This is a genomic window from Novosphingobium clariflavum (genome assembly GCF_026420865.1).
Taxonomy (GTDB): domain Bacteria; phylum Pseudomonadota; class Alphaproteobacteria; order Sphingomonadales; family Sphingomonadaceae; genus Novosphingobium; species Novosphingobium clariflavum.
In genome coordinates, this window is record NZ_JAPCWC010000011.1 from 90,359 (window position 1) to 115,678 (window position 25,320).

Genomic DNA, 25,320 nt, shown 5'->3' on the forward strand with positions numbered 1-25,320 from the left:
ATGACCGACGCACCAAGCCCTTACGAAGCCCTTCTTCAGACGGTGAAAATCGCCGGGTCGCAGTCCGCTCTGGCCCGCATCTGCAGCGTCGGACAGCCTGCTGTGTGGAAGTGGCTGCAAAGCTCGAAGCGGCTGCCCGCAGAGTATGTGTTGCGTGTGGAAACCGCGACCGGCGTGTCTCGTCATCATCTCCGTCCCGATATCTACCCGCTCGACATGCCTCCGGCCCCGCGTTGGACCGGCATCGACCAGCGCCCCTCCGTTCGCACCTGTGGCGTAGACCGACGCACCAAGCGCGTCTCTTTCAAAAACAACGATATTTCGAAGGGCGCCCGCGCATGACCAAGGTTCGCGAACCTCTCACCTATCAGGCGGTGCTTACCGACATCGCCGCGCTGATCGGATGGGACCGCTGCGCAGCCATCTGCGGCGTGCGTTCCGACCGTACCGTGCGCAACTGGTCAGACCCGGATTGCGAAACGGAAATCCGCCTGATCGACGCCGAGCGGCTTGACCGGGCCTACATGGACTATGGCGGCGACCACGCGCCCTTCCATCGCCTCCATGCCCTTCGCCTCGATATTGCCAACCGCGAAGCCCCTGACCGCGATCTTGCCGTTCTGGCCGGAACCGCGGCGAAGGAAACCGGCGAGGCCGTGGCCGCTCTGATCGAGGCCAGCAATTGCAGCCACCCGCGCACCCGCCGGAAGGCCCGCAAGGAAATTCACGAGGCGATCGACAGCCTGACCGATGGGCTCGCCTCTCTGGACCGCGCCGAACAAGGGGACAACGTATGAGCGGCGAAGGCATCCTCCTCAGCAAACCGCTGATCTATGCACCGCTGGAATTCCGCCTGCGCTCTGGCGGTTCGCTGGCCAAGGACAGCGCCCTGATCATCTGCCCGGTATGCGAGGCCCCGTCCTTCATCCGCCGCAGCGTGCGGGTTACCTCCACGGTGAAGCACATCCACTGCCATTGCACGAACACCGGCTGCGGCATGACGTACATGTCGGAAATCGTCTTCGTGCATGTGTTCAACCCAAGCCTGATCAAGCGGGATGGGCTGGACCTGCCGCAGTGCCCGGCCGACCAGATCCCGCAGGTGCTGCCCCCGACGCGGGACAGCAGTGACACCGATCCTGACCAGCTGAGCATGTTCGGCACCTAGTCGGCCGCCAGCCCGGCCCACCCATCCCACAACCCGAGATTTTGAACGGCCGCGCTCCGGCCGAGGGGGAAGTTTTGTCTACGATCCGCGCCAATCAGCCCGAGGGCCTCATCCAGTGAGCCTCGCAGCAGAGATCATGAAGGGCCTGCAGGCCCAATTCGGATTCCGGAAGACCAAGGGACGCTGGTTGCAGGAGGGCAAGTGCCCGGACTGTGGCCGGTTAGAGGCGTTCTGCGCGTCGGAAGACCCCAAGATCGTCCAGTGCGGCCGCCGCGAAAAGTGCGGATGGGAAGACAGCGTCCGCAACCTGCTGCCGGACCTCTTCGAAGACTGGTCGAAGCGCTTCCCGCCTACCGAAGAAAACCCGAACGCCGCCGCCGACGCCTACCTGTCGCATGAGCGCGGCCTCGATATGCGCCTTCTGCGCGGCTCCTACACGCAGGAGCTTTACCGCTGCCACAAGACCGGGGCGACCGGCGCCACCGTCCGCTTCAAGGTGGGCGATACCACATGGGAACGGATCATCGATCGGCCCGGCCGGTTCGCAAAGAAGGCCCATTTCCGGGCGGGCGGAAGTTGGGCGGGGCACTGCTGGGTGCCGCCCCGCCTGACGGTGGAAGAGCTGGCCGCCGGGGCCGACATCTGGATTACCGAGGGCATCTTCGATGCCGTGGCCCTGTGCCAGGTTGACCGTCCCGCCGTGTCGGCCATGTCGGTCAGCGTCTGGCCCGAGCACTTCCTCGCCGAGATCCGCGCCGCCTGCGAGGCCAAGAAGCGCCGCGATCGTCCCCGACTGATCTTTGCCTTCGACGTTGGCAACGCCGGCGTCGCGTTCACACGCAAATTCGTGGACCAGGCGCGCAAGGAAGGCTGGGAAGCCACCGCCGCCCAGGTACGCCCCGATGGCGAAGGTTCCAAGCTCGACTGGAACGACCTGCTCCTGCGCCATGTCAGTTGGAAGGGCGAGGGCCGCAAGGCCCCGCTCTCCGACGAGATGATCGACGAATATCTCTGGAATGGCGAAGTCACGCTGGCGAAGACCGCGCGCGACAAGGCCAAGCTGATCCATGAGCATAAGGCGCTCGGATCGTTCGACTTCCGCCACGATAACCGCCTGTGGTGGTGCAAGATCCGCTACGACCAAGAGAACAAGCCGCACCGCGATGTGGACGAGATCGCCAACTGCGCGTTCCGCCTTCTCTACCGTGAGCGCGACGATATCGCGGACGAAACCAATTACTTCCTGCAGATCGACTTCCCCGGATCCCAGCGCACGGTAAAGGAACGCTTCTCCGCGTCGGCTTGCGCCAATTCGGGCGAATTCAAGAAGCGCCTCATGGCCTTCGCCGGGATGTGGAGCGGCAGCGGCGAACAGCTTGACCGGCTGATGCGCAACCAGACGCGCCTCCTTAAGGTGGTCGAGCCGATCCCGTTCACCGGCTATTCCGCTGCCCACGGCGCATGGCTGCTGGGCGACATAGCCGTGCGCCAGGGCCGCACCGTGAAGCTGAATTCGGAGAACTACTTCGATTTCGGCAAGCAGGCCGTGAAGCTGCGCAGCGCCGAACGCATCCTCGATATCGAGTACGATGCGGACAAGATCGCGTTCGAATGGGTTGCGGACCTCTGGACGGCCTACGGGCCGAAGGGGCTGATCGCGCTCGCCTTCTTCACCATGTCGTTCTTCGCGGTGCAGATCCGGGAAAAGCAGAAGTCGCTCGGCTTCCTCGAAATCACCGGCCTGCCGGGCTCAGGCAAGACCACCCTGATCGAGTTCCTCTGGAAGACGACCGGGCGCTCCGGATACGAAGGTTTCGACCCGAACAAGGGCACCGTCGCCTTTCTCGCCCGCAATCTGATGAAGGTCGCCAACCTGCCGGTCGGCCTGATCGAAGGCGGCCGCGATGACGATAAGGGCAAGGGATACAAGCAGTTCGACTACAACGAATTGCTCGTCCTTTACAACGGTCGCTCCCCGCGCGGCACCGGCCAGAGAAGCGGCGGTTTCGAAACGTCCGAGCCCCCGTTCCTCGGCTCCATCTACCTCATGCAGAATGAGCGGATCGACGCGATCCCAGCGGTTCTGGAGCGCCTCATGTCGATGGACATCGACAAGTCGCGCTGGTCGCCCGCCACGAAGGTTGCTGCGCAAAGGCTGGAAAACTGGCCGATCGAGGAAGTCTCGGGAACGATCGTCCACGTCATCCGCAACGAGGCCGCGTACCTCAAGTTCTACTTCGAACGCTTCGCCCACCACGACCAGGACATGGGCAAGCGGGTGGAAGGGCTCACCAACACCCGCCCCATCAAGTGCCACAGCCAGCTTGCCGCCGGGGTGGAGGCGCTGTCTTACCTGTTCCCCAGCGTGCGGCCGGAATGGATCGCGGAAACCCTGCAGGTGGTCGATGCCATGGCGCTCGATCGCCAGAACTCATGCGGGGGCGATCATCCCACCGTCTCGGACTTCTGGGACAAGGTCCAGTACCTGCTCGAGCGCGAAAAGCTCGATGATCATCCCGAAGGCAAATCGGTCAACCAGCACCGCGACCGTGAAAACCACATCGCGATCAACCTGGTCGATTTCGAAGCCCGCTGCCGCAACGCCGGCATCGCCCCGCCGAACATGGATCAGCTCAAGAAGCTGCTGCGCAACTCGAAGTCGCGCAAGTGGATCGCGACCAAGAACGTCAACAATCCGGCGGGCCGCGTGCTGTCCTGCTGGGTCTTCGATCAGCCCAAGAAGGCGGAGCGCATCATATGACGCCCTTCTTCGACGGCCCCACCCGCATCTGGCGCGGCATCGAGGCGCAGGATCCGCCATGGGCGGCCTCTGACTACCCCGATCTGCTGGCCATGGCCGAATCCATGCTCGCCGCCCGTGAAAAGCGCTTCCCCGCGCTGGTCGCGGCCGGGAAGATGACGGCGGAAGCGGCAGCGGCCGAACTGGCCACCTTCGCCGCGATCGTCGCCGACTGGCGCTGGATCCAGACGGGAGAGGGGGCGCGCGCCCACCTGTCCACGCTGGCCGCGCGCCAGGCCGCGCTCGACGCCAGCCTCGACACGATCGGAGAGATCGTGCGCGAGAATGGCGGCCGCTTCTCCCGCGAACTCGCCCTGCAAACGCAGCATGTGATCGCGATGCGCTGGCACCTTGAGCCCCAGCGCCAGACCCACGCCGCCGCCGCCGCCACGCACCGGCTCGCGGCGGCTGTCGCCCAGGTTTCCGCCAAGCCCACCGAACCGACCGGCGAAACGCCGGCCGACCTCAGGAGTGCAGCCTGATGACGAACAGCCGTATCCATTCCAGCCACTGCGCCTGCCTGCTTTGCGCACCGCCCCATCCGCACGATTTCCGGCCGACGCGCGGCTTTCGTGCCGCCCTGTTCATGACGGGCGCAGCGCTGATCGCCGCGGGCATCCGCTGCGGAATTGCCGCCTTTCACGCCTGGTCTGCGCTGTGATGGGCCCGATCATAGTCTACGATGCGGCCGAGGTTGAGCGGGAAGCGATGGAACTCGCCCTCGCCAACGCCCGCCTGCGCCGCTTTGCGCACCGCGCCGAGCGCCTCGTGCTCCCCGTCCTGCTGACCGCCACCGCGTCCCTTGGACTGGTCGTGGCCGTCGCCCAGCTTGTGAAGTGGATCGGCCGATGCTGATCATCCGCAAAGCCCAGCGCGAGGCCCGCGAGGCTGTGATCGCCGCCCGTTTCCATGGCGGCGCCGAGCCCACCAACCCCTACGCGAAGACCACGCGGTCGCACATCTATTGGGACATGGGCCGCCGCCGCGCTGAACTGGCGCTGGCCGATCTGATGCGGGTGGGGGCCTGACCATGGACAGCCCCGTCCCGCCGCTCGCCGCTACCGATAATCCGAAGCGGCTGACCACTCGGCATGAATTGGTGCCGAACCCCGTCGCACTATCGCGAGCTGCGCTGGCCGTTGCCGATGAGCGGCTGCGCCAAGTCACCCGCTACGGCCACTCGGCCGAGGCAGACGATGCCGCCCCGCGCCAGCACCTGCTGCGCCTCGGCCATGTCTTCCTTCTCGATGCGGCCGACCTGCTCAGCCGCCGCCCCGGCCCGGCCGAACTCACCCGCGTGCGCCGCAAGGCCATTCAGGCCGCCGCGCTCTGCCTCTCCGAAATCGAACGCATCGACCGCGAACTCGCGGCCGGCGCCGACTGACTTTTCCAACCAGGAGTGCCCCGCAAATGACCCACCAAGAATGCAGCTGCCACTCGAATTTCAACGAGATGCTCAAAGAGCATAACACCGAGATCGACATCACCTTCACGATACCGCGCAATGGCGGCTCCATGCGGGCCTTGCCCAAGATCTCCACCAGCAAGATCGAAACCCGCACCCACCTGCGCGAGCTGGAAGGCCACACAAGTCACCTGACTGCCTGCGGCCTCGCCGAAATGGCCTCAACCACCATGATGGTTCCCATTTCGATCGAGGATCGTGTCGAGTTTGGCCGGGCGCTTGTCCTGCAGGGCTATTCCCCGGAACGGGCCGCCTACATGGCCACGACCGGAATCCTCGACGATGACGGCGCCCTGCAGATGCTTGCCCGCCACCGGATCCGCTACAGCGGGGAGGGGCAATAATGGGCCGCGTATTGATTGGATGCGAGCGATCCGGTGTTCTGCGCCGCGCGTGGATGCCGTACCAGGACCGCCTGCCGATCGCCGCCGGCATCGGCACCGCCATCCTCGGCGAGCCCCGCCCGGCCGCCGAGATCGCGGAGGAATTCGGCGTCCCCTACGTCAACGACAGCGACCGCAAGGAACACGCCCTCTTCGGATGGCCGATGCTTGAGGTCGAAGAATGGGCCTCCCCCGTCCCGATGCGCGGCGCGCAGGGCTTCTGGAACTGGCCGACCCCGGCCCAACTGCTGGGAGAAGCGGCGTGATAATCAGCTTTTACCGCTTCACCGTCCTTGGTTGTCGCCGCTTCGGCGCGACAATCGGGGCCGCCCTGATCGTCGGCGCCACGGTGCGCTGCCCCGCTGGGCGGAGTGTGCGCTCATGACCGGCCATCGCAACCACCTGTTCTCCGCCGGAGAAGGCTCTTGGCGAGCTGCGATGATCGACAAGCGCCTTCATCCTGATGCCCAGCACCGCTTGCTCTTCACGGACACGCTTTATGAGGACGCCGACGCCTATCGCTTCCTGATCGAAGGTGCCGCTCACGTTTTGGATCGCCAGCTCAATTGGTCGATCCGAGCGGAAGATTTTCCCGATTACCGCGTGCCGGAGGATACTCCTATCGAGGAATACCGGGGCAACCCGGAGTGGCGCGCCTTTCTCGCTGACCTGCGTGCCCGCGCCATGGATGCGATGCCCGAGCTAGTCTGGATCGTCGAAGGACGAGACCCATGGGAAGTTTTCCGGGACCGTAGCTTTATTGGCAATAGCGGCGTCGATCCTTGCTCCGAAGCTTTGAAGCGCCTTGCGCTTGCGAAGTGGCGATCGGCCAACTGCCACCGTGAAGGAGAATTGTTCGGCCCCCCGGACGTGTTCACCGTCGGCATCGGCGAGCATGAAGCCCACCGCTTCTACGGCGACCACAAAGGCATCGGGATTCTCCGCGCGAATGCAGCGGACGGGTGGATCTACGAAGCGCCGCTGATCGCGCTCAACGAGGCGCTGCTACGCGGTGAGCATGTGGCCGATGATGTTCTTCGGCTGATGCTCGCACCTCTGAGCGATTTCGGCTTGGAGCGCGCGCGCCTTTATCTGCTCGCCTACCTGCACAACAATTGCGGGGGATTCTGCTGCAAAGCAGGGCAAGCCCATTGGGCAAACCGCTTTCGCGTCCAGCCTGAGCGCTACGCTTACGACGCCATGATGGAACGCAAGCTCATCGCATATCTCGGCTCCGACGTGGCGATGCTCACAGATCGGCGCGGAGGCGACAAGAAGCCTATGTCGCTCGATGCCTTTGCGGATCGCCTGCTCGCCGAACCGGGGCGGCAATTTGAGTTCGCTCCCGGTGAAAGTGGCTGCGGCTGCATGGGAGTAGCGGCATGAAGCCCAACAAACTCTCCTTCGACCAGCTGACCATGCTCCGCACTTCCGGTTTCGACTGGAAGGACGGCTGCGGCTTCGGCGTGCAGATGATGAGCGCACGCAACTGGCGCACCGCTCGTAGTCTGGAAAAGCGCAAACTTGGCTGGATCCAAGGCGGGCGGCCGAATGGCTCGGAGCTTCCCGGCTACTTCTTCGCCAATCAGGACGGCACGTCGATCACGCACCCCGACAAGCTTGAGGATTTCCTCGAGCGGACGCGGAGGTTCTGATGCAGGCTTCCTTCATCGGCTTCGATCCCGGCGCGCCGGGCGACGATAGGACTGTCGTCAAGATCGGCCCGCACACGCTGTACTGCGCCGACGCATACTGGATCCGGGAAAGCCTCGGTCGGTTCGACGCCGAGTTCATGGATCCGCCGTACCTATTCGACAATCGGGGCGGGGGCACCTTCCGCAAAAGCCGGACGGGTGCGGAAATGATCGTGCAGGAGCAGCTCGACCAGGGCTTCGAAATGTCGATCATCAACCCGCTGCTCGCAGGTTCCATCGTGATCTTCTGCCATAACGATCAACTTCCCGAGCTGCTCGGCTACCTCAATCCGCGATACACGCGGTTCTGCATGCTGGGCTGGATCAAGAAGAACCCCAGCCCCATGCGGAACAAGCACTATCTCGCGGACGTGGAGCCGTTCGTTCACGCTTGGAACCCCGGCTTCCACCCCGTGGGCGAGCATCACGACATGCACCGCTGGGTTACGTCGGGCACCATGCCGGCGAAGGTCTTTGGCCACCCCACGGTCAAGCCGCTGGACGTAATGGACAAGATCATGCGCAACCTGTCGGGCTGCACCGTGATTGACCCGTTCATGGGCACCGGCTCCACCGGCGTTGCCGCGATCCGCCAAGGCAAGATCTTCACCGGGATCGAGAAGAACCCGAAGCACTTCGCCACCGCCGTCACCCGGATCACGGCAGCGTGGGAGCAATACGGCCAATGAAGCCCGCTCCCCTCCCCGATCTAGACCCGGCGATTGTCGAGCTGGTGAAGGCCCTTGCACGGTCTGCCGCCGCGAAGGACATTGCACGTCTGCGGTCCAAGGATTCGCCCCGCACCGCCGGGGCGAGCAACGACACCCACATCTAACCACGGTTCTCCGCTTCAAATGCGCACTCTCATCTACGCACGGTATTCCAGCCACCTGCAAAGCAGCCGCTCGATCGACCAACAGGTCGAGGTCTGTCAGGAACGCGCGCTGCGCGAAGGCTGGACCGTGGTGGATATCTTCACCGACTACGCGATCGGCGGCGGCGCCGGCACCGGAGACGCCCAGCGTCCGGGGCTGGCGGCCATGCTCGCTCGCGTCGAAGAGGGCGATATCGAGCAGGTTCTTGTAGATACAACGAGCCGCATCGCCCGCAATCAAGGCGACAGCCACCATATCCGCGACCGCCTCAACTTCTGGGGCGCGCGACTTTTCACGCTCGGCGATGGCGAGATCGACCGCTTCAAGGGCGCGATCAAGGGCCTCCTGGACGAACAGCAGCGCGTCGAGCTGCGCCACAACATCAAGCGCGGCCAGCGCGATACCGTTGCACAGGGCCGCTCGCCCGCCGGCATTGCCTATGGCTACCGCACCGCCAACCGCATCGATGCGAATGGCCGCCCCGTGCGCGGCCTGCGCGAGATCGACGAAGAACAGGCCGAAGTCGTCCGCCGGATTTTCAGCGACTACGCGGCAGGCATCAGCCCCGTTGCAATCGCGCAGCGCCTGAATGCCGAGAACATTCCCGGCCCGCGCGGTGACCGCTGGCGCGCCACGACTCTCCGGCCGGATCGCACGCGCGGCAACGGCTTGCTGCAAAACCAGCTCTACATCGGCCGCATCATCCACAACCGAACGTCCAAGGTGGAAGAGCCGGTAACGCGCACGAAGCGCATTCGCCCTAACCCGCCCGAACAATGGATCATAGAGGAAGTCCCACACCTGCGAATCATCGGGCAGGAACTGTGGGACGACGTGCAGCGCGGCCTGCAACGCCTTGAGGGTGTGCCCGCTCACAAGGCCCGGCGCGCGCGCCACATGCTTTCCGGCCTAGGTTTCTGCGGGGAGTGCGGAAGCGCATATGTCGTCCGCACCCGCGAGTATTGGGCCTGCACCGGCCGCCGCGAGGGCAACAATTGCTCCAACAACCGCACCGTGAAAACATCAGACTATGAGGCGCGCGTGCTGGAAGGGCTGCAGCGCCACATGCTGGATCCGCGCCTGGTCGCGATCTGGGTGAAGGAATTCCACGAAGAGCGAACCCGCCGCACGGCCGAAATGACGCGTGAACGCCGCACCTTGGAACGCAAGCTCAACGAATCGGCCGCCAAGGTGCAGCGCCTGGTCGAAGCGATCGCGGGCGGCGCCGGCGAGTTTCAGGAAATCCGCGAAGCGCTGACCAGCGCCAAGGCCGATCGCGACAGCGCCGCCGCCCAGCTCGCTGAGCTTGAGGCCCTGCCCGTCATCACCCTGCACCCCGCAGTGGTGGACGAGTATCGGCGGCAAATCCAAGAACTGACCGCCGCGATCGCTGATCCCTCTGCCCGCGACGGCGCGGTGCCGGCGATTCGCCAGTTGATCGACCGCATCGTCCTGCGCCCCGCAAAGGGCGAGCGCGGCATCGAGATCGAAGTGGAAGGCCGCCTCGCGGCAATCGTCGCTCTGGCTACGGGAAAGAAGGTCACCGGCGATGTGACTGTGAAGTTGGAGCGGGTAGCGGGAATCGAACCCGCATAGCCAGCTTGGAAGGCTGGAGCTTTACCACTAAGCTATACCCGCCCGCTCGGAACCTGCCGATGGGGCTTGCGCCGCCAGAGGCAGGCGCTTGCCACGAGAAGCGGCGGCTCGTCAACGCTTCTCTTGTGAAAATTCGTGAATGAGGGTCAGTGGCCCTCGAAGGCGAGCAGCCCATCGGCCGCCACACCTGCTCGCTTCAGCCGTTCGCCGCCGCCCAGCTCAAACAGATCGATGGCGAACAGCGCATGGTCAACCCGTGCGCCGGCCCTGCGCAGCAGTTCGACTGCCGCCAGCGCCGTGCCCCCGGTTGCCAGCAGATCGTCGACCAGGACGACATGCTGCCCCTCGGCCACCGCCTCGGGATCGACCTCCAGCGTGTCGGTACCGTATTCCAGCGCGTAATCGATGGCGAGCACCGGCACCGGCAGCTTGCCCGGCTTGCGCACCGAAACAAAGCCCAGGCCCAGACGTGAGGCAATCGCAGCGCCGAAGATGAAGCCCCGCGCCTCGATCCCGGCAATGGCCTCGGCCCCGACGGCGCGGGCCCGCTCGGCCATCAGTTCGACCGCAGCAGCAAAACCCGGACCGTTGCCGACCAGCGTAGTCACGTCGCGGAACAGGATGCCGGGCTTGGGAAAGTCCGGAACGGTGCGGACGATCGCCTTGATCTCGTCGAGTGTCATGGCCCCGGCCCCTACCCCCTATACGTGACAAACAAAAGGCCCCGCCGTCCCAAGAGGAGGCGGGGCCTTCGATTTCATGGCGCGGCCGGGCCGTCAGTGCTTCTTGCCGGCCCAGATGTTCCGGTAGGACATGTACCCCAGCACCGTGGCAAAGAGCAGGAAGCCCAGCACCGCCCAACCGGTTTGCTTGCGCTTTTCCAGTTTGGGTTCGGCGGTCCAGATCAGGAACGCGGCCACGTCGGTTGCCATCTGCTCCTTGGTCGCCTTGGTACCATCCGAATAGGTCACCTGCCCATCGGCGGTGAGCGGCGGCGGCATCGCGAGATTGAGGTTCGCGAAGTACGGGTTGTAGTGCAGGCCGTCCGGCGTCTTGGAATCCGGGAACTGCTTCAGAAGCTCGGCCGGCTGGTCGCGATAGCCGTTGAGCAGCGAGCGGACATATTGCGGACCTTCCTCGCGGGCCTTGGCGATCAGCGAGAGATCCGGCGGGCTGCCCTGGCCGCCATAGACCACCGGCGGGAAGTAATCGGTCGCCGCGCCTTCGCGCGTCGCCACTTCACCAGTCGCCGGGTTGTAGACCGGAACCTGGAAGCCCTTGGCGATCGCCTTCACTTCCGCCTCGTTGTAGCCGAGCGCGGCAAGATCGCGGAAGGCAACGTGGCGCAGCGCGTGGCAGACCGAGCAGACTTCCTTGTAGACCTGGAAGCCGCGCTGGAGCTGCTGGCGATCGAACTTGCCGAAGGGCCCATCGCTGGCGAAGTGGAATTCCTCGGGCTTGATGTGGAATTCATGCTCGGCGGTGGGCGCCGGCGGCTCGGTGGCCCAGGTGTAGAACCCCACACCGAAGGACCAGGCCAGAGCCACCGTGAAGAACAGCCCGACGAGGATCGAGAGAATGCGTGCCATGTCTTTCGTCTTTCGTTCCAGCTGTTGATCAGGCTTCCGGCGCGGCGGCGGGAGCGAGCTTGGCTTCTTCATCCGCGCCGAGAACGGCCTCGGTGATGGAGAAGGGCAGCGGATCCGGCTTCTCGATGGCCGAGACGATCGGAATGATGATCAGGAAGTGCGCGAAGTAGTAGAGCGCCGCAAGCTGGCTGATCATGACGTAGGGCTCGGCTGCCGGGGCGCCGCCGCACTTGAACAGCACCAGCATGTCCAGCACCAGGATCCAGAAGAACTTGCGATAGAGCGGGCGGTAAGCGCCCGAACGCACCGGCGACTTGTCCAGCCAGGGCAGGAAGAACCACACGATGATCGCGCCGAACATCGCCAGCACGCCCATCAGCTTGGCCGGGATGAACAGGAAGTCCTGGGTGAAGGCGCGCAGGATCGCGTAGAATGGCCAGAAGTACCATTCGGGGACGATGTGTGCCGGCGTGCTCATCGGGTTGGCCGGAATGTAGTTGTCCGGGTGGCCGAGGTAGTTCGGGAAGAAGAACACCGCCGCGCAGAACAGGATCGCGAAAGCGCCGATCGCCCAGCCGTCCTTGGCGACGTAGTAGGGATAGAAGGGAACCGTGTCGCTCTCGCTCTTGACCTCGACGCCGGTCGGATTTGACGAGCCGGGGATGTGCAGGGCCCAGATGTGCAGGATCACCACGCCCAGGATCACGAAGGGCAGCAGGAAGTGCAGCGAGAAGAAGCGGTTGAGCGCGGCGTTGTCCGGCGCGAAACCGCCGAGCAGCCACTGCTGGAGCGGTTCGCCGATGAACGGAATGGCGCTGAACAGGCCGGTGATGACCTTGGCGCCCCAGAAGCTCATCTGGCCCCACGGCAGCACGTAGCCCATAAAGGCGGTGGCCATCATCAAGAGGAAGATCACCACGCCCAAGAGCCACACCATCTCGCGCGGGGCCTTGTACGAACCGTAGAAGAAGCCGCGGAAGATGTGGATGTAGATGACCACAAAGAAGGCGGAGGCGCCGTTGGCATGGGCATAGCGCATCAGCCAGCCCCAGTTCACGTCGCGCATGGTCTGTTCGATTGTGTCGAAGGCCACGGCGGTGTTGGCCGCATAGTGCATGGCCATGATGACACCGGTGACGATCTGCAGCACGAGGCAGAGGCCCGCAAGGAAACCGAAGTTCCAGAAATAGTTGAGGTTGCGTGGCACCTCGTAGCCACCGCCGACCGCGTTGTAGACGAGGCGCGGGATGGGAAGCTTTTCATCCATCCACTGCATGAAGGGGTGGCTTGGCGTGTACTGCTTGGCCCAGGGAAAGCTCATTTTCGTTATCCTCTCGCTTCGCCTCAGCCGATCTTGACGACCGTGTCAGTGGAGAATTCGTATGCCGGAACCTCGAGGTTCTTGGGCGCAGGGCCCTTACGGATACGGGCGGCGGTATCGTAGGAAGAGCCGTGGCAGGGGCAGAAGTAGCCGCCGAATTCGCCGCGCGGCTCGCCCTCCCCGGCGCCCAGCGGCACACAGCCCAGATGGGTGCAGACCCCCATCGTGATCAGCCAGTTCTCCTTGCCTTCCTTGGTCCGCTCTTCCAGCGTCTGCGGATCGCGCAGACTGGAGACGTCGACCTTGTTGGCTTCCTCGATCTCGTGAGGGGTGAGGTTGCGCACGAAGACCGGCTGCTTGCGAAAGATCGCCTTGATCGCCTGTCCCGGCTGGATCGAGGAAATGTCGACTTCCGTCGAGCTTGCGGCAAGCACGTCTGCCGAAGCGGACATCTGGCTGACGAGCGGAACGACCACCCCGACGCCTGCAACTCCCGCCGCGCTTACTGCGGCGATATTGATGAAATCGCGCCGGCGCACGCCGTCTGCCTCAGCCATGTTTGCCCTTGCCCTACGTTATTGACTTGTTCTTATCGACAACCCGCCCCGGCATAATCCGGAAAACGAGCCCAGATCCTGACCACATTCTGTTTTCTAGTCTGGTATCCCCCGCAAAGGGTCTGGATATCCGGACACATCGCTGTGCCTGCCCCGGATCGAATACCGACCTAATTGGGCTGATATACACGAAAATCCAGCAAGCCAATCGCCTTTTTGGCACGACGATGGCACGAACCGGGCCTGCCGATCGGCACTGCAGCGAACAGGCGCGAAAATCCGGCGACTCGGGGAACGCACCGCAACCGCGCGGAAGCGGCATCGATCCCCGGGGCGATCAGCCGGCCGCGATCAGCGAGAACTGCCGCCCGTAGCTCGCTTCTTGGCGGTGCGTCGCGCGGCGGAACGAATAGAATCGCTCCACCTGCGCATAAGTATCGAGGCCAAGACACTCGACCCCGGCGATTCCGGCAGCGCGCAGACGCGCCGCGACATAGGCCTCGAGATCGAACTGCCAGTGCCCGGCCCGCCCTTCGGCAAAAAAGGCCTCGTTGCGAGCGGCCTCAGACAGGAAACGGGCACGAAACCCATCGTCCACCTCATAGGAAACCGCAGCGATGCAGGGGCCGACAGCGGCCACGATGCGCGACGGTTCCGCGCCAAGCGCCACCATCGCCGCAATGGTCCGGTCCGTCACCCCCGCGATCGCCCCTTTCCAGCCGGCGTGGGCGGCACCGACCACGCCCGCCTCGCGGTCGGCCAGCAGGACCGGTGCGCAGTCCGCGGTCAGCACCCCCAGCACCACGCCGGGACGGTCGGTGACGAGGGCATCGGCATGTGGGCGCTCGGCATCGCTCCACGGATCTGCGCCCACCACCACGCAATCGGGCGAATGGACCTGGTAGAGGCTCGCCAGCCGCCCGCCCGGCAGTACCGCGCCAACCGCACGGCGGCGGTTCTCGGCAATCGCCTGCGGATCGTCACCCGAGCCGAGGCCGACGTTGAGCCCGGAAACCTCCCCGAGGCTCACCCCGCCGCGGCGGCCGAGGAAACCGTGCGGCAGACCTTCGAGCAGCCCGGCGCGATGGACTTCGACGGATTGGAACGGGGCGGGCTCAACCAAGGCTCTTGCCCACCTGTTCGCGCACATCGCGCGAGAGTTCGCCTTGCGCCATGATCGCTTCCAGCTCGGCGCGCATCATCGCCGCGCGCACCGGCTCGATCCGGCGCCAGCGGCCGAGATGCGGCACGAACCGCGCCGTCGTCTGCGGGTTGAGCGGGTCGAGGCGGCGGATCAGGTCACCGATCAGGCGGTAGCCCTCCCCGCTCACATCATGGAAACCCTTGGGATTGAGCGCCAGCGACATGAACAGCGCGCGCACCCGGTTGGGGTTGGACAGCGTGAAATCGGGATGCCCGGCCAAGGCCTTCACATGGTTCAGGACCTGCGGGTGGAAGCAGCTTGCCTGAAGCTGGAACCACTTGTCGATCACCAGGGCATTGCCCTGATAACGCTGGTGGAAGTCGGCGAGGGCCTCGTCCCGCTCGGGCCCCTCGAGGTTGCACAGGACGGTGAGCGCCGACTGGCGGTCGGTCATGTTGTCGGCCGCGCGGTACTGGGCGATGGCGCGGGCCGCGCCCTCGGCGGCATCCCCCGAGGCGATCAGAATCAGCGCCTGCGCCTTGGCCTTGCGGGCCCCGCGTGCCGCCGCGTCGCGGCCATAGGGCACCGCCGAAACGCGGTCGTGCAATGCCGTGAGTTCGCTTGCCAGTTCGCCGCCCAGCCAGTGCTTGAGCGCCTCGCGCTCCTCGTGGATCGCGTATGGATCGGCCACCAGCACCTGCTCGGCAAGATAGGCGACGGTCGGCAGCATCATCAGCTCGCCGCGCATCAGGTCGTCGAGCGCCTCGTCGGCGATGATCGCGGCAAAGGCCTTGCCGATGGCCGCGCGCCCGGCGGCCCGCTCCGCATCGGCCAGCCCGCCGCCGACCGCCGCGACGAGGTGCTGGACGACCAGGCTCTGCATGGCCTCGTAGCGGGCGAACGGATCGTCATCGCGCGCGGCGAGGAACACCAGATCCTCGGCATCGCGCTCGAACTCGATGGCGACAGGGGCCGAGAAGCCGCGGTTGATCGACAGCACCGGCAGGCGCGCGAAGCCACCAAACGCGAAGCTCTCCTTAGCCTTGTCGAGCACGATCAGCCGCTCGCCCGCATGGCAGCCGGTATCGCGGTCGTAGAGCGCGATGCGCAGCGGGATCGGCATTGGCTGCTTGTCCGCCTGATCCGGCGTGGCGGGGACGGTCTGCGCCAGGGTCAGCGTCGCCACATCGCCTTCGTGGGTGAGCGAGACCGAGACTTGCGGCGTCCCCGCCTGCGAATACCAGAGGCGGAACTGCGTGAGGTCCAGCCCGGTGCCCTGCTCGATCGCCTTGACGAAGTCCTCACAGGTCGCCGCCTCGCCGTCGTGGCGGTCGAAGTAGAGGTCGGTGCCCTGGCGGAACCGTTCAGTGCCTGCCATCGTCCGCATCATGCGGATCACCTCGGCGCCCTTGTTGTAGACGGTCGCGGTGTAGAAATTGCTGATTTCCTGATAGGAATCCGGGCGGATCGGATGCGCGAGCGGGCCGGAATCCTCAGGGAACTGGCCGCCGCGCAGGGTGCGCACATCCTCGATCCGCTTGACCGGCTCGCTGCCCATGTCGGCACTGAACAGCTGGTCGCGCAGGACCGTGAAGCCTTCCTTGAGCGAAAGCTGGAACCAGTCGCGGCAAGTCACGCGGTTGCCCGACCAGTTGTGGAAGTATTCGTGGCCGATCACGCTCTCGATCCCGTCGTAATCGGCATCGGTGGCGGTTTCCGGTTCGGCGAGGACGTAGCGGGTGTTGAAGACGTTGAGGCCCTTGTTCTCCATCGCCCCCATGTTGAAGTCCGACACGGCGACCACGTTGAACAGGTCGAGGTCGTACTCGCGCCCGAAGGCCTGCTCATCCCACTTCATCGAGGCAATCAGCGAATCCATCGCATGCTGCGTGCGCTGCTCGTCGCCCGCACGAACCCAGATGTTGAGATCGACCTTGCGGCCGGACTGCGTGATGAACTGCGCATGGTTGGCCACCAGGTCGCCCGCCACCAGCGCGAAGAGATAGCTCGGCTTGGGCCAGGGATCGTGCCATTGCGCCCAGTGCGTGCCATCGGCATTCTCGCCCGTGGCCGTGCAGTTGCCGTTGGACAGCAGGATCGGGAACTGCGCCTTGTCGCCCGCCATGCGCACCGAATACGTCGAGAGCACGTCGGGGCGATCGGGGAAAAAGGTGATGCGGCGGAAGCCCTCGGCCTCGCACTGGGTGCAGAGCATCCCGTTCGAGGCATAGAGGCCCATGAGCTGGCTGTTGCCCGCCGGGTTCATCGCGGTTTCGACCTCGACCTCGTGCGCCTCGCCCGAAAGCGCCACCAGCAGGTCGGAGCCGTCGAGCCGCCAGTCGTTCACCGCCTCGCCGTCGACCCGCACCGCGAGCGGGGCGATCTGATCGCCGTTGAGGCGCAGGGTCGAACCGCCCTCGCCGGCCGGATTACGCGTTACCGAGAGCTTCGCGGTCACATGCGTGGCATCGATGCCCAGCCGGAAGTCCAGCGCAATCTGCGGCACCAGCCATTCGGGCGGCCGATAATCCTCGCGGTGGATCACGGGCGGCGCCGTGATGGCGGGTGCAGCTTCGGGGTGGGCGGCGTTGCTGGCGATGTCCATAAGCATCGAGTTAAGCCCCCCGCCTTGCGATTGCCAGCCGTGCCGCTACGAATCCGCGGCGATTTTTGAGAGAAAGCAAAAGCGATGCCGCCCCGCCTGTTCATCTTCGGCCTTGGCTATACCGCTGGCGTGCTGGCCGAGCGGCTGTCCCGCATGGGCTGGGAAGTGATCTCCACCGGCCGCGACGGGACGCTTTCCTTCGAGGACGAAGGCAATGTGCGCCTCGCACTGGCCGATGCCGATCATGTGCTCTCCTCGGTCCCGCCGGGAAGCGAAGGGCGCGGCGAGCCGCTCGATCCGGTGCTGGAACGTTATGGCGCCGCGCTGAAGGGCAAAGCCCTGTCCTACCTGTCCTCCACCGGTGTCTATGGCGATGCCGGCGGCGCCTGGGTGGACGAGAGCGCCCCCATCGGCACCGGGCGCCGTACGGCGCGGGCGGAAGCGGACCAGACATGGCTTTCACTCGGCGCGCGGGTCTACCGGCTGCCCGGGATCTACGGCCCCGGCCGCTCGATGCTCGACCGCGTGCGCGAAGGCCGCGCGCATCGCATCGATCTGCCGGGGCAGGTGTTCAGCCGCGTGCATGTGTCGGACATCGCCTCGGGCGTGATCGCGGGACTTGGGGCCCCGCCGGGGGCGTACAACCTTGCCGACGACCTGCCCTGCGCGCAGAACCGGGTGGTGGAGGAAGCGTGTCGCCTCACCGGCGCGCCGCTGCCCCCTTTGCAGACATTGGAGGAAGCCGCGCTGTCCCCGATGGCGCGGGCGTTCTATGCCGAGAACCGCCGCGTCGCCAATGGCAAGGCGCGGCAGGTACTCGGCTGGAAACCGCGCTTCGCGAGTTACCGCGAAGGGCTGCGCGACATCAGCGCCACGACCAGCCCCACCGTTGCCAGCCCGGCACCGGCAATCGCCAGCGGCGACCAGCGATAGCCTTCGAACAGCGTCGAGATGAACATGGCGATCACGATCACCGCCACGCCGTTGTAGGCCGCCTTGCCCGCCCCAAGCTGGCGGATCAGCGTGTAGTAGAGCGGGAACGTCACCACCGAGCCGAGAATGGCGAGATAGGCCGTGCCCATCCAGTAGCGCGCATCGTGCGGGATCACCGGCGGGCCGGCGAAGACGAGCGCCAGAAGCACATCGCAGATCGTGCCGTAGAGCATCGCCCAGGACAGCAGGCTCACCATCGGCAGCGCCCTGCCGGTATCGTTGGCCTGAATCACGTTCGAGACCGAAGCGCACAGCATCGCGATCAGCGCAAAGACGGTGCCCAGCACCACCTTGCCGCCCAGCGGCGCCTCATGCGCCTCGTGCAGCAAGAGCAGGGCAAGGCCGCCAATGGCGATCACGCTGCCGATGGCGAAACGCGCGGTGATCGGCTGCTTCAGCAATACCCGCGCGAGGATTGCATTGGGCACCAGCAGGAGCCCGATCATGACCGCGACGATGCCCGAAGTCAGGTGCATCTCCGCCCGGTAGACGAAGTTGTAATTCCCGCAGAACTGCGTGAGGCCGACCGCGAAAGCGAGCAATTGCCCGGCCTTGCCCAGCTTCAGGCTCTTGCGCATGGCAATCGCCACAAGGAACATCGCCGGCGTCGCCAGTGCAAAGCGCCAAGCCACCGACCAGCTGGCCGGAACCGTGCCGATCTGCCCGGTGATGACGAACCACGTCGATCCCCAGATCAGCGCCACCAGCAAGAACGGTAGCGCCACCGCCGGCTTGAGAAAGCTCGGCGCGCTATCGGATGGGCCGCTCACAGCCCGGCAATCGCGCGGGCGAGTGCGGCAACGTGCTCTTCGCGGGCATCCCAAGCGGTCACGAGCCGGGCCGCATCGTCACCCCAGTCGTAGAACTCGAAACCCTGCGTCCGCAGCGCCGCACGTTCGGCCGCGGTGGACGCGAGGAAGATCTCGTTCGCCTCGACCGGGTGCAGCAGGCGCGAGCGGGCAGCGGCGGCGATCTCGGAAGCGGCAGCATTGGCGGCGCGGGCATTGTCCAGCCAGAGATCCTGCTCCAGCATCGCCAGAATCTGCGCGGCCAGATAGCGGCCCTTCGATTGCAGGTGCCCGGCGCGCTTGCGGCGGAAACGCACTTTGTCGGCCATGGCGGGATCGAAGAAGACGATGGCCTCGGCGCTCATGGCCCCGTTCTTGACCATGCCGAAGCTCAGCGCATCGACGCCCAGCGCCGCATCCGCCGCGCTGCCGCCGAGGAACGCCACGGCATTGCCGAAGCGCGCGCCGTCCATATGCAGACCGAGCCCCTTGCCCTTCACGAAGGCGGAGAGCGCCGCCAGTTCCTCGGGCCGATAGACGCAGCCATATTCGCTGGCCTGCGTGATCGAGACGGCGTGAGGGTGGACCTGATGCACGCCGTCGCGGATCGGGTCGATCACGCGGGCAATCGCCTCGGGCGTGATCTTCGCGCTTTCGCCATCGGCCAGCAGCAGCTTGGCGCCGTGCAGGTAGAACCCGGGCGCGCCGCCTTCGTCCATCTCGATGTGCGCCTCGCGGTGGCAGATCACCGCACCGTGCGGCTCGACCATGGCCGAAAGCGCCAGACAGTTCGCCGCCGTGCCCGTCGCCACCCAGAGCGCCGCGCAGTCACGCCCGAACAGCGCGGAAAAGCGTGCATCCAGCGCCTTGCTGAGACCGTCGCCATCGTAAGGCGAATCAGGCTCGTCGGCAGCCTTCATAGCATCCCAGACCCTCGGGTGGACCCGTGCGGCGTTGTCGGAAAGGAACTTCATGACCATATGCCCTAGAGCGGACACACTGGCCGTCAAGCAGACCTTTTCAGGAGCCCTCACATATGGTCGGCGTGACTATCACTGCACATGAAAACGGAAATTCCGGCGAGTATGTCGCCCACGTCGCCGACCATGACGCCACGGGCCGCCTGATCTGGGAGGAACGCGGCGGCATTCGCTATGCCGAGCATACGCTGGTGCCGCCCGCGATCGGCGGACGCGGCGTGGCGGGCCGACTGGTAGAGGCGATGGTGGCCGACGCGCGGGAGAACCACTTCAGGATCGGCCCTTCGTGCAGCTACGTCGCCGCCGCGTTCAAACGGCACCCCGAGTGGGCGGATGTGAAGGCCTGAGGCGCAACGCGTTGCCCGCCCCAAGACAGTCCCGCCATCCCCGCGAAGGCCGGGGCCCCGCTTTCGCGGGGATGGCGACGCAGCATCCGATGGGGTGGAGTTGAGGCGGTTCGGTCTGGCCGTTTATTCCGCCTTCCCGAATCCCCCCCCTCCCGGCGTCTCGATCACAAACACATCCCCCGGCGCCAGCTGCGCCGTAGCCGTCGCGCCCAGGTCCTCGACCGAGCCGCCGGCCCGCTCGATCCGGTTGCGTCCCGGCTCGCCATCTGCCCCGCCCGAAAGACCGAAAGGCGAAGTCCTGCGCCGCTGCGAGAGGATGCCCGCCTGCATCGGCTCCAGAAAGCGCACACGCCGGGTGGCGCCATCGCCGCCCTTGTGCCCGCCCGAACCGCCCGAGCCGCGCCGGATCGAGAACTCCTCCAGCAGCACCGGATAATGGGTTTCCAGCACTTCGGGATCGGTGAGGCGGCTGTTGGTCATGTGGGTCTGCACCACCGGCGTGCCGTCGAAATCCGGCCCTGCGCCCGAACCGCCCGAGATCGTCTCGTAATACTGATAGCGGGCATTGCCGAAGGTGAAGTTGTTCATTGTCCCCTGCGAGGCGGCCATGGCGCCCAGCGCGCCGAACAGCGCATCGGTGATCGCCTGACTGGTCTCGACATTGCCCGCGACGACGGCGGCCGGGGCCTTGGGATAGAGCATCGAGCCTTCCGGCACGCGCAAGGTGATCGGCCGCAGACACCCCTCGTTCATCGGCACCGCATCGTCGATCAGCGTGCGCACGACATAGAGCACGGCCGCGCGCACGACCGGCAGCGGAGCGTTGAAATTGTCGGGAAGCTGGGGGCTGGTGCCGGCGAAATCGATGGTCGCGCCGCGCGCGGCACGGTCGATGGTCACCGAAACCGCGATCTCGGCGCCGTTGTCCATCGGCACGCGGAAATGGCCCTCCTGCAGCCGCTCGATCAGCGCACGGACGGCCTGTTCGGCATGGGCCTGCGCATGGGCCATGTAGGCGTCCACCACCTCGCGCCCCTGCTCGCGGGCGACGCGCTGCAGTTCGGAGGCGCCGCGCTGGCAGGCGGCCAGCTGGGCGCGCAAGTCGGCAAGGTTCTGCTCGATGGCCCGCGAGGGATGCGGGCCGGAGGCGAGCAGGTCGCGCAGCGGCGCTTCCTGCAGCGCACCGCGATCGACCAGCAGCACGTTGTCGATCAGCACGCCCTCCTCGTGGAGCGAGCGCGAGCCCGGCGGCATCGAGCCGGGGCTGATGCCGCCGATGTCGGCATGGTGCCCGCGCGCGGCGACGAACCACGCCGGAACCGTCTCGCCCTCGATGAAGACGGGCATGACCACGGTAATGTCGGGCAGATGGGTGCCGCCGTCGTAAGGCGCATTGAGGACATAGGCATCGCCGGGCAGGATGCCCCGTCCGTCGCGGGGCCCGTCCTGCGCATCGCCGCGCCGCTGGAGGATCGTGCGCACGCTTTCCCCCATCGAGCCCAGATGCACCGGCATATGCGGCGCATTGGCGACAAGATTGCCCTCGCGGTCGAACAGCGCGCAGGAGAAGTCCAGCCGCTCGCGAATGTTCACCGAACTGGCCGAGTGCTGGAGCGCGGCGCCCATTTCCTCGGCAATCGCCATGAACAGCGCGCCCATGATTTCGAGGCGCACCGGATCGCATTCGGTCGAGAGATCAGCCTGCACCTGCTGCGGCGCGTCTCTCGTGAGAATCAGATTGCCGACATGATCGACACGCACGCGCCAGCCAGGTTCGACCACGGTGGTGGAGACGTCATCGACCACCAGCAGCGGACCATCGGCCTCGAATCCCTCGGCAAGCCCCTCGCGCAGGTAAAGCGGCGCGCGGTGGTTGGCGCCCTGCGTCCAGAGATCGACCTGTTCGGCCGCAGGCGAGGATTCGGCGGGAAGAACCAGCGTCGCGCCGCCACCGGAATGCCCGGCATGGACCGCCTCCACCCGCAGGGTTTCGCCAATGAGCTGCTCGCCCGCGCCGAAGCCGAAGCGCTGGTGCCAGCCGGCGCGGAAGGCTTCCCGCATGGCATCGAGCGAGCCGACCGGCACTTCGATGGCATTGTCGCTGCCCTTGGGGCGTACGGCGAGAGCCGCCTCGATCGCGATTTCCTCCGCAGCGATGCCCTGCGCGGCCAGCGCCGCCCGCGCCTCATCGCCCAAAGCCGCAACGGCACCATCGAGTGACGTCATGGCGTCCTCCTCCAGCGGCAGCGCCAAAGTGCGCTGGCGCAGCATCCGCCGGTCTGCAAGGCCCATGCCGTAGGCCGAGAGCACCGAGGCGAGCGGGTGGCACAGCACGCTGGTGACGCCCAGCGCATCGGCCACCTTGCAGGCGTGCTGGCCGCCCGCGCCGCCAAACGTCACCAGCGCCGCGCGGGTCATGTCATGACCGCGCCGCAGCGAGACGGTCTTGATCGCATTGGCCATGTTGGCGACGGCAATTTCGAGGAACCCTTCCGCCGCCTGCTCGCGCGTCAGGTCGCGCCCCGTAGCGGCGCGGACTTCGGCCAGGACGTCGTCCATCCGCGCCTCGGCCGCGGCAAGGTCGAGCGGTTCGTTGCCTTCGGGGCCGAAGACATGCGGGAAATGTTCGGGACGCAGCTTGCCGAGCAGCAGGTTGCAATCGGTCACCGCCAGCGGGCCGCCGCGCCGGTAGCAGGCCGGGCCGGGCACCGCGCCGGCGCTCTCCGGCCCGACAAGGAAGCGTGCGCCGTCGAAACGGCAGATCGATCCGCCGCCCGCCGCCACCGTCTCGATCCGCATCATCGGCACCCGCACGCGGGCGCCGGCCACGCGCGTCTCGCTGTCGCGCTCATAAGCGCCGGCATAGTGCGACACGTCGGTAGACGTGCCGCCCATGTCGAAGCCCAGCACGTGATCGAACCCGGCCTCCTTGGCGATGGCCGCCATGCCGACGATACCGCCCGCCGGGCCGGAGAGGATCGCGTCCTTGCCCGCAAAAGCGTCCCCCGTGGTCAGCCCGCCGCTCGACTGCATGTAGAGCGCGGAGACCTTGGGGCCCAGCCCCGCCTCCAGCCCGGCGACGTAGCGGGCAAGCACCGGCGAGAGGTTGGCGTCCACCACCGTGGTGTCCCCACGCGCGATCAGCTTGATCAGCGGGGCGACTTCGTGACTCACCGAGACCTGCGTGAAGCCGATCTCCCGCGCGAGATCGGCCAGCGCCGCCTCATGCGCCTTGTGGCGATAGCCGTGCATCAGCACCACGGCCACGGCGCGCAGACCCGCCTCGAAGTGGCGCTGCAGGCCCGCACGCGCGGCCTCCAGATCGAGCGGACGGTGAACGGTGCCATCGGCCCCGACGCGCTCGTCGATTTCCAGCACGGCGGCATGGAGCGGCTGCGGGAGGACGATATGGCGCGCGAAAATGTCGGGGCGTTCCTGCGTGCCGATCGTCAGCGCATCGCCGAAGCCGCGCGTGATCGCCAGCAAGACCGGCTCGCCCTTGCCTTCGAGCAAAGCGTTGGTGGCAACGGTGGTGCCAAGGCGCAGTTCGGCTTCGGGAAGCTCACCCTTTCCGGTACCGGTCAGCCGCCGCATCGCCTCGACGGCGGCATCGTCATAACGGCCGGGATCTTCGGAGAGCAGCTTCAGCCGCTCGAACCGTCCATCGGGCGCGCGCGCCACCACGTCGGTAAAGGTGCCACCACGATCGACCCAGAATTGCCATGTGCTCATGGCCCCGCTTCATGGCCGTGGGGGCGCCATGAGGGAAGGCCAAAAGTGCCTCAGGCGAAACCGCGCTCCAGCCAGTTCTGCGCCAGACCTGCCAGGAAGGCCGCGCCGCGCGGCAGCACGGATTCGTCGACCATCATCTTGGTCGAGTGGATGCCGCAGCAATGCTGCCAGTCCGCCCCCTCATGCGCCACACCAAGGAAGAACATCGCGCCGGGCACCTTTTCCAGCACGTAGGCAAAGTCCTCCGCGCCCATGATCGGATCGGGCAGACGGCGGAACGCGCTCGGCCCGAACAGGGCCTGCGCCACGCCTTCCCCGAAAGTCACCGCGCGGGGATCACACATGGTCACCGGGAAGCCTTCGCGGATGATCACTTCCCCGGTGAGGCCGTGCGCCGCCGCGATGCCGGAGACGAGCCGAGGCAGTTCCTCCTTCAATCGCGCGCGGGTGTCCGCCGAAAGCGTGCGCATCGTGCCGGTGAGTTTGGCGCTGTCGGGAATGACGTTGTGGGCGCTGCCCGCCTCGATCTTCGCGATGGTCACCACGACCGGGTCGAACACGCTGTAACGACGCGCCACCATGGTCTGGATGGCCATCACGATCTCGCAGGCGACCGGCACCGGATCGGCCGTGTCATGTGGCATCGAGGCATGGCCGCCGCGCCCGGTGACGGTGATGCGCAGTTCGTCGGCCGCGGCCATCAGCGGCCCGGCGCGCCCGGCGACCAGACCATGCGGCGCATTGGGCATGATGTGCAGTGCGAAGGCCGCACCGGGCAGCGGGCGATCGAAGCCCTCGCCACCGAGCAGCCCGTCGTTCAGCATGAAACGAGCGCCGTGATGGCCTTCCTCGCCCGGCTGGAACATGAAGCGCACTTCGCCCTTCAGCCGCTCCGCCTGTCCCGCCAGGATCTCGGCCGCCCCCGCCAGCATGGCGACGTGGGTATCGTGGCCGCAGGCGTGCATCACCCCGGGAACGGTCGAGGCGAAGGGCAGCCCGGTTTCCTCCGGCATCGGCAGCGCGTCGGTATCGCCGCGCAGCAGGACCGTTCCTCCTTCTCCCGCACCGCCTTTCAGCGTGGCGACGAGACCGGTGGTCGAGGGCCCTTCGCGCCATTCGAGCGGCAGGTGAGCCAGTGCTGCGCGGATCTTGTCGCGCGTTTTCGGGTTGTGCAGCCCGATCTCGGGCTCGGCATGAACCGCACGGCGCAGGGCAACGATGCGGTCGGACAGACGGGAGGCTTCACGCGTCAGGAGATCAGCAGACATCCCGCCATGATACCG

The 25,320-nt window shown here is 66.1% G+C and carries 28 protein-coding genes and 1 tRNA gene; 18 read left to right on the plus strand and 11 right to left on the minus strand.

Features of this window, described 5'->3' with window-relative positions:
• From OKA11_RS14965 to OKA11_RS15040, 16 genes are all read left to right on the plus strand, one after another.
• Window positions 1–342 (plus strand): YdaS family helix-turn-helix protein, encoded by a 342-nt coding sequence (locus OKA11_RS14965; protein ID WP_267221696.1) that lies wholly within the window; start codon window positions 1–3, stop codon window positions 340–342.
• Window positions 339–797 carry a hypothetical protein gene (locus OKA11_RS14970; RefSeq protein ID WP_267221698.1) on the plus strand — a complete coding sequence of 153 codons (459 nt, stop codon included), beginning with the start codon at window positions 339–341 and terminating at the stop codon, window positions 795–797. Before OKA11_RS14965 ends, OKA11_RS14970 begins: the two co-directional genes overlap by 4 nt.
• Entirely contained in the window at window positions 794–1,168 is a 375-nt protein-coding gene (locus tag OKA11_RS14975) for an ogr/Delta-like zinc finger family protein (RefSeq protein ID WP_267221700.1), read from the plus strand. Before OKA11_RS14970 ends, OKA11_RS14975 begins: the two co-directional genes overlap by 4 nt.
• Before the next feature lie 115 nt (window positions 1,169–1,283).
• Window positions 1,284–3,929: a toprim domain-containing protein gene (locus tag OKA11_RS14980; protein ID WP_267221702.1), complete on the plus strand. Its 2,646-nt coding sequence runs from the start codon at window positions 1,284–1,286 to the stop codon at window positions 3,927–3,929.
• Entirely contained in the window at window positions 3,926–4,450 is a 525-nt protein-coding gene (locus OKA11_RS14985) for a hypothetical protein (RefSeq protein ID WP_267221705.1), read from the plus strand. The genes OKA11_RS14980 and OKA11_RS14985 overlap by 4 nt, the downstream gene beginning before the upstream one ends.
• Window positions 4,450–4,629: a hypothetical protein gene (locus OKA11_RS14990; protein ID WP_267221707.1), complete on the plus strand. Its 180-nt coding sequence runs from the start codon at window positions 4,450–4,452 to the stop codon at window positions 4,627–4,629. The genes OKA11_RS14985 and OKA11_RS14990 overlap by 1 nt, the downstream gene beginning before the upstream one ends.
• The gene (locus OKA11_RS14995) at window positions 4,629–4,823 is read left to right on the plus strand and encodes a hypothetical protein (protein WP_267221709.1); all 195 of its coding nucleotides are present in this window, start codon (window positions 4,629–4,631) and stop codon (window positions 4,821–4,823) included. Before OKA11_RS14990 ends, OKA11_RS14995 begins: the two co-directional genes overlap by 1 nt.
• Window positions 4,817–4,996, plus strand: coding sequence for a hypothetical protein (locus OKA11_RS15000; protein WP_267221711.1), 180 nt, complete (start codon window positions 4,817–4,819; stop codon window positions 4,994–4,996). The genes OKA11_RS14995 and OKA11_RS15000 overlap by 7 nt, the downstream gene beginning before the upstream one ends.
• 2 nt (window positions 4,997–4,998) lie before the next feature.
• A complete protein-coding gene (locus OKA11_RS15005) occupies window positions 4,999–5,352 on the plus strand; it encodes a hypothetical protein (protein WP_267221713.1) in 354 nt (117 codons plus the stop codon).
• 26 nt (window positions 5,353–5,378) lie between these two features.
• Window positions 5,379–5,777, plus strand: a complete 399-nt coding sequence (locus tag OKA11_RS15010) for a hypothetical protein (protein ID WP_267221715.1) — start codon at window positions 5,379–5,381, stop codon at window positions 5,775–5,777.
• Complete coding sequence (locus OKA11_RS15015; RefSeq protein ID WP_267221717.1) at window positions 5,777–6,082, plus strand: hypothetical protein; 306 nt, start codon at window positions 5,777–5,779, stop codon at window positions 6,080–6,082. Before OKA11_RS15010 ends, OKA11_RS15015 begins: the two co-directional genes overlap by 1 nt.
• A 115-nt stretch (window positions 6,083–6,197) precedes the next feature.
• A complete protein-coding gene (locus OKA11_RS15020) occupies window positions 6,198–7,202 on the plus strand; it encodes a hypothetical protein (RefSeq protein ID WP_267221718.1) in 1,005 nt (334 codons plus the stop codon).
• Window positions 7,199–7,471, plus strand: coding sequence for a hypothetical protein (locus OKA11_RS15025; RefSeq protein ID WP_267221719.1), 273 nt, complete (start codon window positions 7,199–7,201; stop codon window positions 7,469–7,471). The genes OKA11_RS15020 and OKA11_RS15025 overlap by 4 nt, the downstream gene beginning before the upstream one ends.
• Window positions 7,471–8,199 (plus strand): DNA-methyltransferase, encoded by a 729-nt coding sequence (locus tag OKA11_RS15030; RefSeq protein WP_267221721.1) that lies wholly within the window; start codon window positions 7,471–7,473, stop codon window positions 8,197–8,199. Before OKA11_RS15025 ends, OKA11_RS15030 begins: the two co-directional genes overlap by 1 nt.
• A complete protein-coding gene (locus OKA11_RS15035) occupies window positions 8,196–8,345 on the plus strand; it encodes a hypothetical protein (protein WP_267221724.1) in 150 nt (49 codons plus the stop codon). The genes OKA11_RS15030 and OKA11_RS15035 overlap by 4 nt, the downstream gene beginning before the upstream one ends.
• Before the next feature lie 19 nt (window positions 8,346–8,364).
• Window positions 8,365–9,981: a recombinase family protein gene (locus tag OKA11_RS15040; RefSeq protein ID WP_267221726.1), complete on the plus strand. Its 1,617-nt coding sequence runs from the start codon at window positions 8,365–8,367 to the stop codon at window positions 9,979–9,981.
• Here the strand turns inward: OKA11_RS15040 and OKA11_RS15045 are convergent.
• The 7 genes from OKA11_RS15045 to pepN all read right to left on the minus strand — a co-directional run bounded on the left by OKA11_RS15045 (window position 9,950) and on the right by pepN (window position 17,197).
• Window positions 9,950–10,023 (minus strand) — tRNA-Gly (locus tag OKA11_RS15045). The genes OKA11_RS15040 and OKA11_RS15045 overlap by 32 nt on opposite strands.
• A gap of 104 nt (window positions 10,024–10,127) precedes the next feature.
• Window positions 10,128–10,664 (minus strand): adenine phosphoribosyltransferase, encoded by a 537-nt coding sequence (locus tag OKA11_RS15050; RefSeq protein WP_267221728.1) that lies wholly within the window; start codon window positions 10,662–10,664, stop codon window positions 10,128–10,130.
• Window positions 10,665–10,757: 93 nt separating this feature from the next.
• Window positions 10,758–11,570 carry a cytochrome c1 gene (locus OKA11_RS15055; RefSeq protein ID WP_267221730.1) on the minus strand — a complete coding sequence of 271 codons (813 nt, stop codon included), beginning with the start codon at window positions 11,568–11,570 and terminating at the stop codon, window positions 10,758–10,760.
• Window positions 11,571–11,598: 28 nt separating this feature from the next.
• The gene (locus tag OKA11_RS15060; RefSeq protein ID WP_267221731.1) at window positions 11,599–12,891 is read right to left on the minus strand and encodes a cytochrome b; all 1,293 of its coding nucleotides are present in this window, start codon (window positions 12,889–12,891) and stop codon (window positions 11,599–11,601) included.
• Window positions 12,892–12,914: 23 nt separating this feature from the next.
• Window positions 12,915–13,448 (minus strand): ubiquinol-cytochrome c reductase iron-sulfur subunit, encoded by a 534-nt coding sequence (gene petA, locus OKA11_RS15065; protein WP_142636768.1) that lies wholly within the window; start codon window positions 13,446–13,448, stop codon window positions 12,915–12,917.
• 337 nt (window positions 13,449–13,785) lie between these two features.
• On the minus strand, window positions 13,786–14,571 hold the full coding sequence (gene pgeF, locus OKA11_RS15070) for a peptidoglycan editing factor PgeF (protein WP_267221734.1): 786 nt from the start codon (window positions 14,569–14,571) through the stop codon (window positions 13,786–13,788).
• Window positions 14,564–17,197, minus strand: coding sequence for an aminopeptidase N (gene pepN / locus OKA11_RS15075; RefSeq protein WP_267221787.1), 2,634 nt, complete (start codon window positions 17,195–17,197; stop codon window positions 14,564–14,566). Before pepN ends, pgeF begins: the two co-directional genes overlap by 8 nt.
• Window positions 17,198–17,281: 84 nt before the next feature.
• Between pepN and OKA11_RS15080 the strand changes: the two genes are divergently transcribed.
• The gene (locus OKA11_RS15080) at window positions 17,282–18,130 is read left to right on the plus strand and encodes a Rossmann-fold NAD(P)-binding domain-containing protein (protein ID WP_267221736.1); all 849 of its coding nucleotides are present in this window, start codon (window positions 17,282–17,284) and stop codon (window positions 18,128–18,130) included.
• On the opposite strand, the gene OKA11_RS15085 is transcribed toward OKA11_RS15080, so the two are convergent.
• Together OKA11_RS15085 and OKA11_RS15090 are read right to left on the minus strand one after the other, a co-directional pair.
• Window positions 18,040–18,960, minus strand: coding sequence for a DMT family transporter (locus tag OKA11_RS15085; protein WP_267221738.1), 921 nt, complete (start codon window positions 18,958–18,960; stop codon window positions 18,040–18,042). The two genes, OKA11_RS15080 and OKA11_RS15085, sit on opposite strands and share 91 nt — an antisense overlap.
• Window positions 18,957–19,952, minus strand: a complete 996-nt coding sequence (locus OKA11_RS15090; RefSeq protein WP_267221740.1) for a threonine aldolase family protein — start codon at window positions 19,950–19,952, stop codon at window positions 18,957–18,959. Before OKA11_RS15090 ends, OKA11_RS15085 begins: the two co-directional genes overlap by 4 nt.
• Window positions 19,953–20,014: 62 nt before the next feature.
• Here OKA11_RS15090 and OKA11_RS15095 point away from each other — a divergent pair, with 62 nt between their 5' ends.
• Entirely contained in the window at window positions 20,015–20,305 is a 291-nt protein-coding gene (locus OKA11_RS15095) for a GNAT family N-acetyltransferase (protein WP_267221742.1), read from the plus strand.
• A 123-nt stretch (window positions 20,306–20,428) separates the two neighbouring features.
• On the opposite strand, the gene OKA11_RS15100 is transcribed toward OKA11_RS15095, so the two are convergent.
• Entirely contained in the window at window positions 20,429–24,037 is a 3,609-nt protein-coding gene (locus OKA11_RS15100; protein ID WP_267221745.1) for a hydantoinase B/oxoprolinase family protein, read from the minus strand.
• Window positions 24,038–24,087: 50 nt separating this feature from the next.
• Window positions 24,088–25,305: a M20 metallopeptidase family protein gene (locus tag OKA11_RS15105; RefSeq protein WP_267221748.1), complete on the minus strand. Its 1,218-nt coding sequence runs from the start codon at window positions 25,303–25,305 to the stop codon at window positions 24,088–24,090.
• Between the last annotated feature and the right edge of the window lie 15 nt (window positions 25,306–25,320).

Bases quoted from the DNA above. Each gene is read 5' to 3' on its own strand.
- OKA11_RS14975 (WP_267221700.1), top strand. From the start codon at position 794: ATGAGCGGCGAAGGCATCCTCCTCAGCAAACCGCTGATCTATGCACCG.
- petA (WP_142636768.1), bottom strand. From the start codon at position 13,448: ATGGCTGAGGCAGACGGCGTGCGCCGGCGCGATTTCATCAATATCGCC.
- OKA11_RS15010 (WP_267221715.1), top strand. From the start codon at position 5,379: ATGACCCACCAAGAATGCAGCTGCCACTCGAATTTCAACGAGATGCTC.
- OKA11_RS15100 (WP_267221745.1), bottom strand. From the start codon at position 24,037: ATGAGCACATGGCAATTCTGGGTCGATCGTGGTGGCACCTTTACCGAC.
- OKA11_RS15095 (WP_267221742.1), top strand. From the start codon at position 20,015: ATGGTCGGCGTGACTATCACTGCACATGAAAACGGAAATTCCGGCGAG.
- pepN (WP_267221787.1), bottom strand. From the start codon at position 17,197: ATGGACATCGCCAGCAACGCCGCCCACCCCGAAGCTGCACCCGCCATC.
- OKA11_RS15035 (WP_267221724.1), top strand. From the start codon at position 8,196: ATGAAGCCCGCTCCCCTCCCCGATCTAGACCCGGCGATTGTCGAGCTG.
- OKA11_RS14995 (WP_267221709.1), top strand. From the start codon at position 4,629: ATGGGCCCGATCATAGTCTACGATGCGGCCGAGGTTGAGCGGGAAGCG.
- OKA11_RS15055 (WP_267221730.1), bottom strand. From the start codon at position 11,570: ATGGCACGCATTCTCTCGATCCTCGTCGGGCTGTTCTTCACGGTGGCT.
- OKA11_RS15105 (WP_267221748.1), bottom strand. From the start codon at position 25,305: ATGTCTGCTGATCTCCTGACGCGTGAAGCCTCCCGTCTGTCCGACCGC.
- OKA11_RS14985 (WP_267221705.1), top strand. From the start codon at position 3,926: ATGACGCCCTTCTTCGACGGCCCCACCCGCATCTGGCGCGGCATCGAG.
- OKA11_RS14965 (WP_267221696.1), top strand. From the start codon at position 1: ATGACCGACGCACCAAGCCCTTACGAAGCCCTTCTTCAGACGGTGAAA.
- OKA11_RS15015 (WP_267221717.1), top strand. From the start codon at position 5,777: ATGGGCCGCGTATTGATTGGATGCGAGCGATCCGGTGTTCTGCGCCGC.
- OKA11_RS15040 (WP_267221726.1), top strand. From the start codon at position 8,365: ATGCGCACTCTCATCTACGCACGGTATTCCAGCCACCTGCAAAGCAGC.
- OKA11_RS15050 (WP_267221728.1), bottom strand. From the start codon at position 10,664: ATGACACTCGACGAGATCAAGGCGATCGTCCGCACCGTTCCGGACTTT.
- OKA11_RS14970 (WP_267221698.1), top strand. From the start codon at position 339: ATGACCAAGGTTCGCGAACCTCTCACCTATCAGGCGGTGCTTACCGAC.
- OKA11_RS15030 (WP_267221721.1), top strand. From the start codon at position 7,471: ATGCAGGCTTCCTTCATCGGCTTCGATCCCGGCGCGCCGGGCGACGAT.
- OKA11_RS15060 (WP_267221731.1), bottom strand. From the start codon at position 12,891: ATGAGCTTTCCCTGGGCCAAGCAGTACACGCCAAGCCACCCCTTCATG.
- OKA11_RS15025 (WP_267221719.1), top strand. From the start codon at position 7,199: ATGAAGCCCAACAAACTCTCCTTCGACCAGCTGACCATGCTCCGCACT.
- OKA11_RS15090 (WP_267221740.1), bottom strand. From the start codon at position 19,952: ATGAAGTTCCTTTCCGACAACGCCGCACGGGTCCACCCGAGGGTCTGG.
- OKA11_RS14990 (WP_267221707.1), top strand. From the start codon at position 4,450: ATGACGAACAGCCGTATCCATTCCAGCCACTGCGCCTGCCTGCTTTGC.
- OKA11_RS15020 (WP_267221718.1), top strand. From the start codon at position 6,198: ATGACCGGCCATCGCAACCACCTGTTCTCCGCCGGAGAAGGCTCTTGG.
- OKA11_RS15000 (WP_267221711.1), top strand. From the start codon at position 4,817: ATGCTGATCATCCGCAAAGCCCAGCGCGAGGCCCGCGAGGCTGTGATC.
- OKA11_RS15080 (WP_267221736.1), top strand. From the start codon at position 17,282: ATGCCGCCCCGCCTGTTCATCTTCGGCCTTGGCTATACCGCTGGCGTG.
- OKA11_RS15005 (WP_267221713.1), top strand. From the start codon at position 4,999: ATGGACAGCCCCGTCCCGCCGCTCGCCGCTACCGATAATCCGAAGCGG.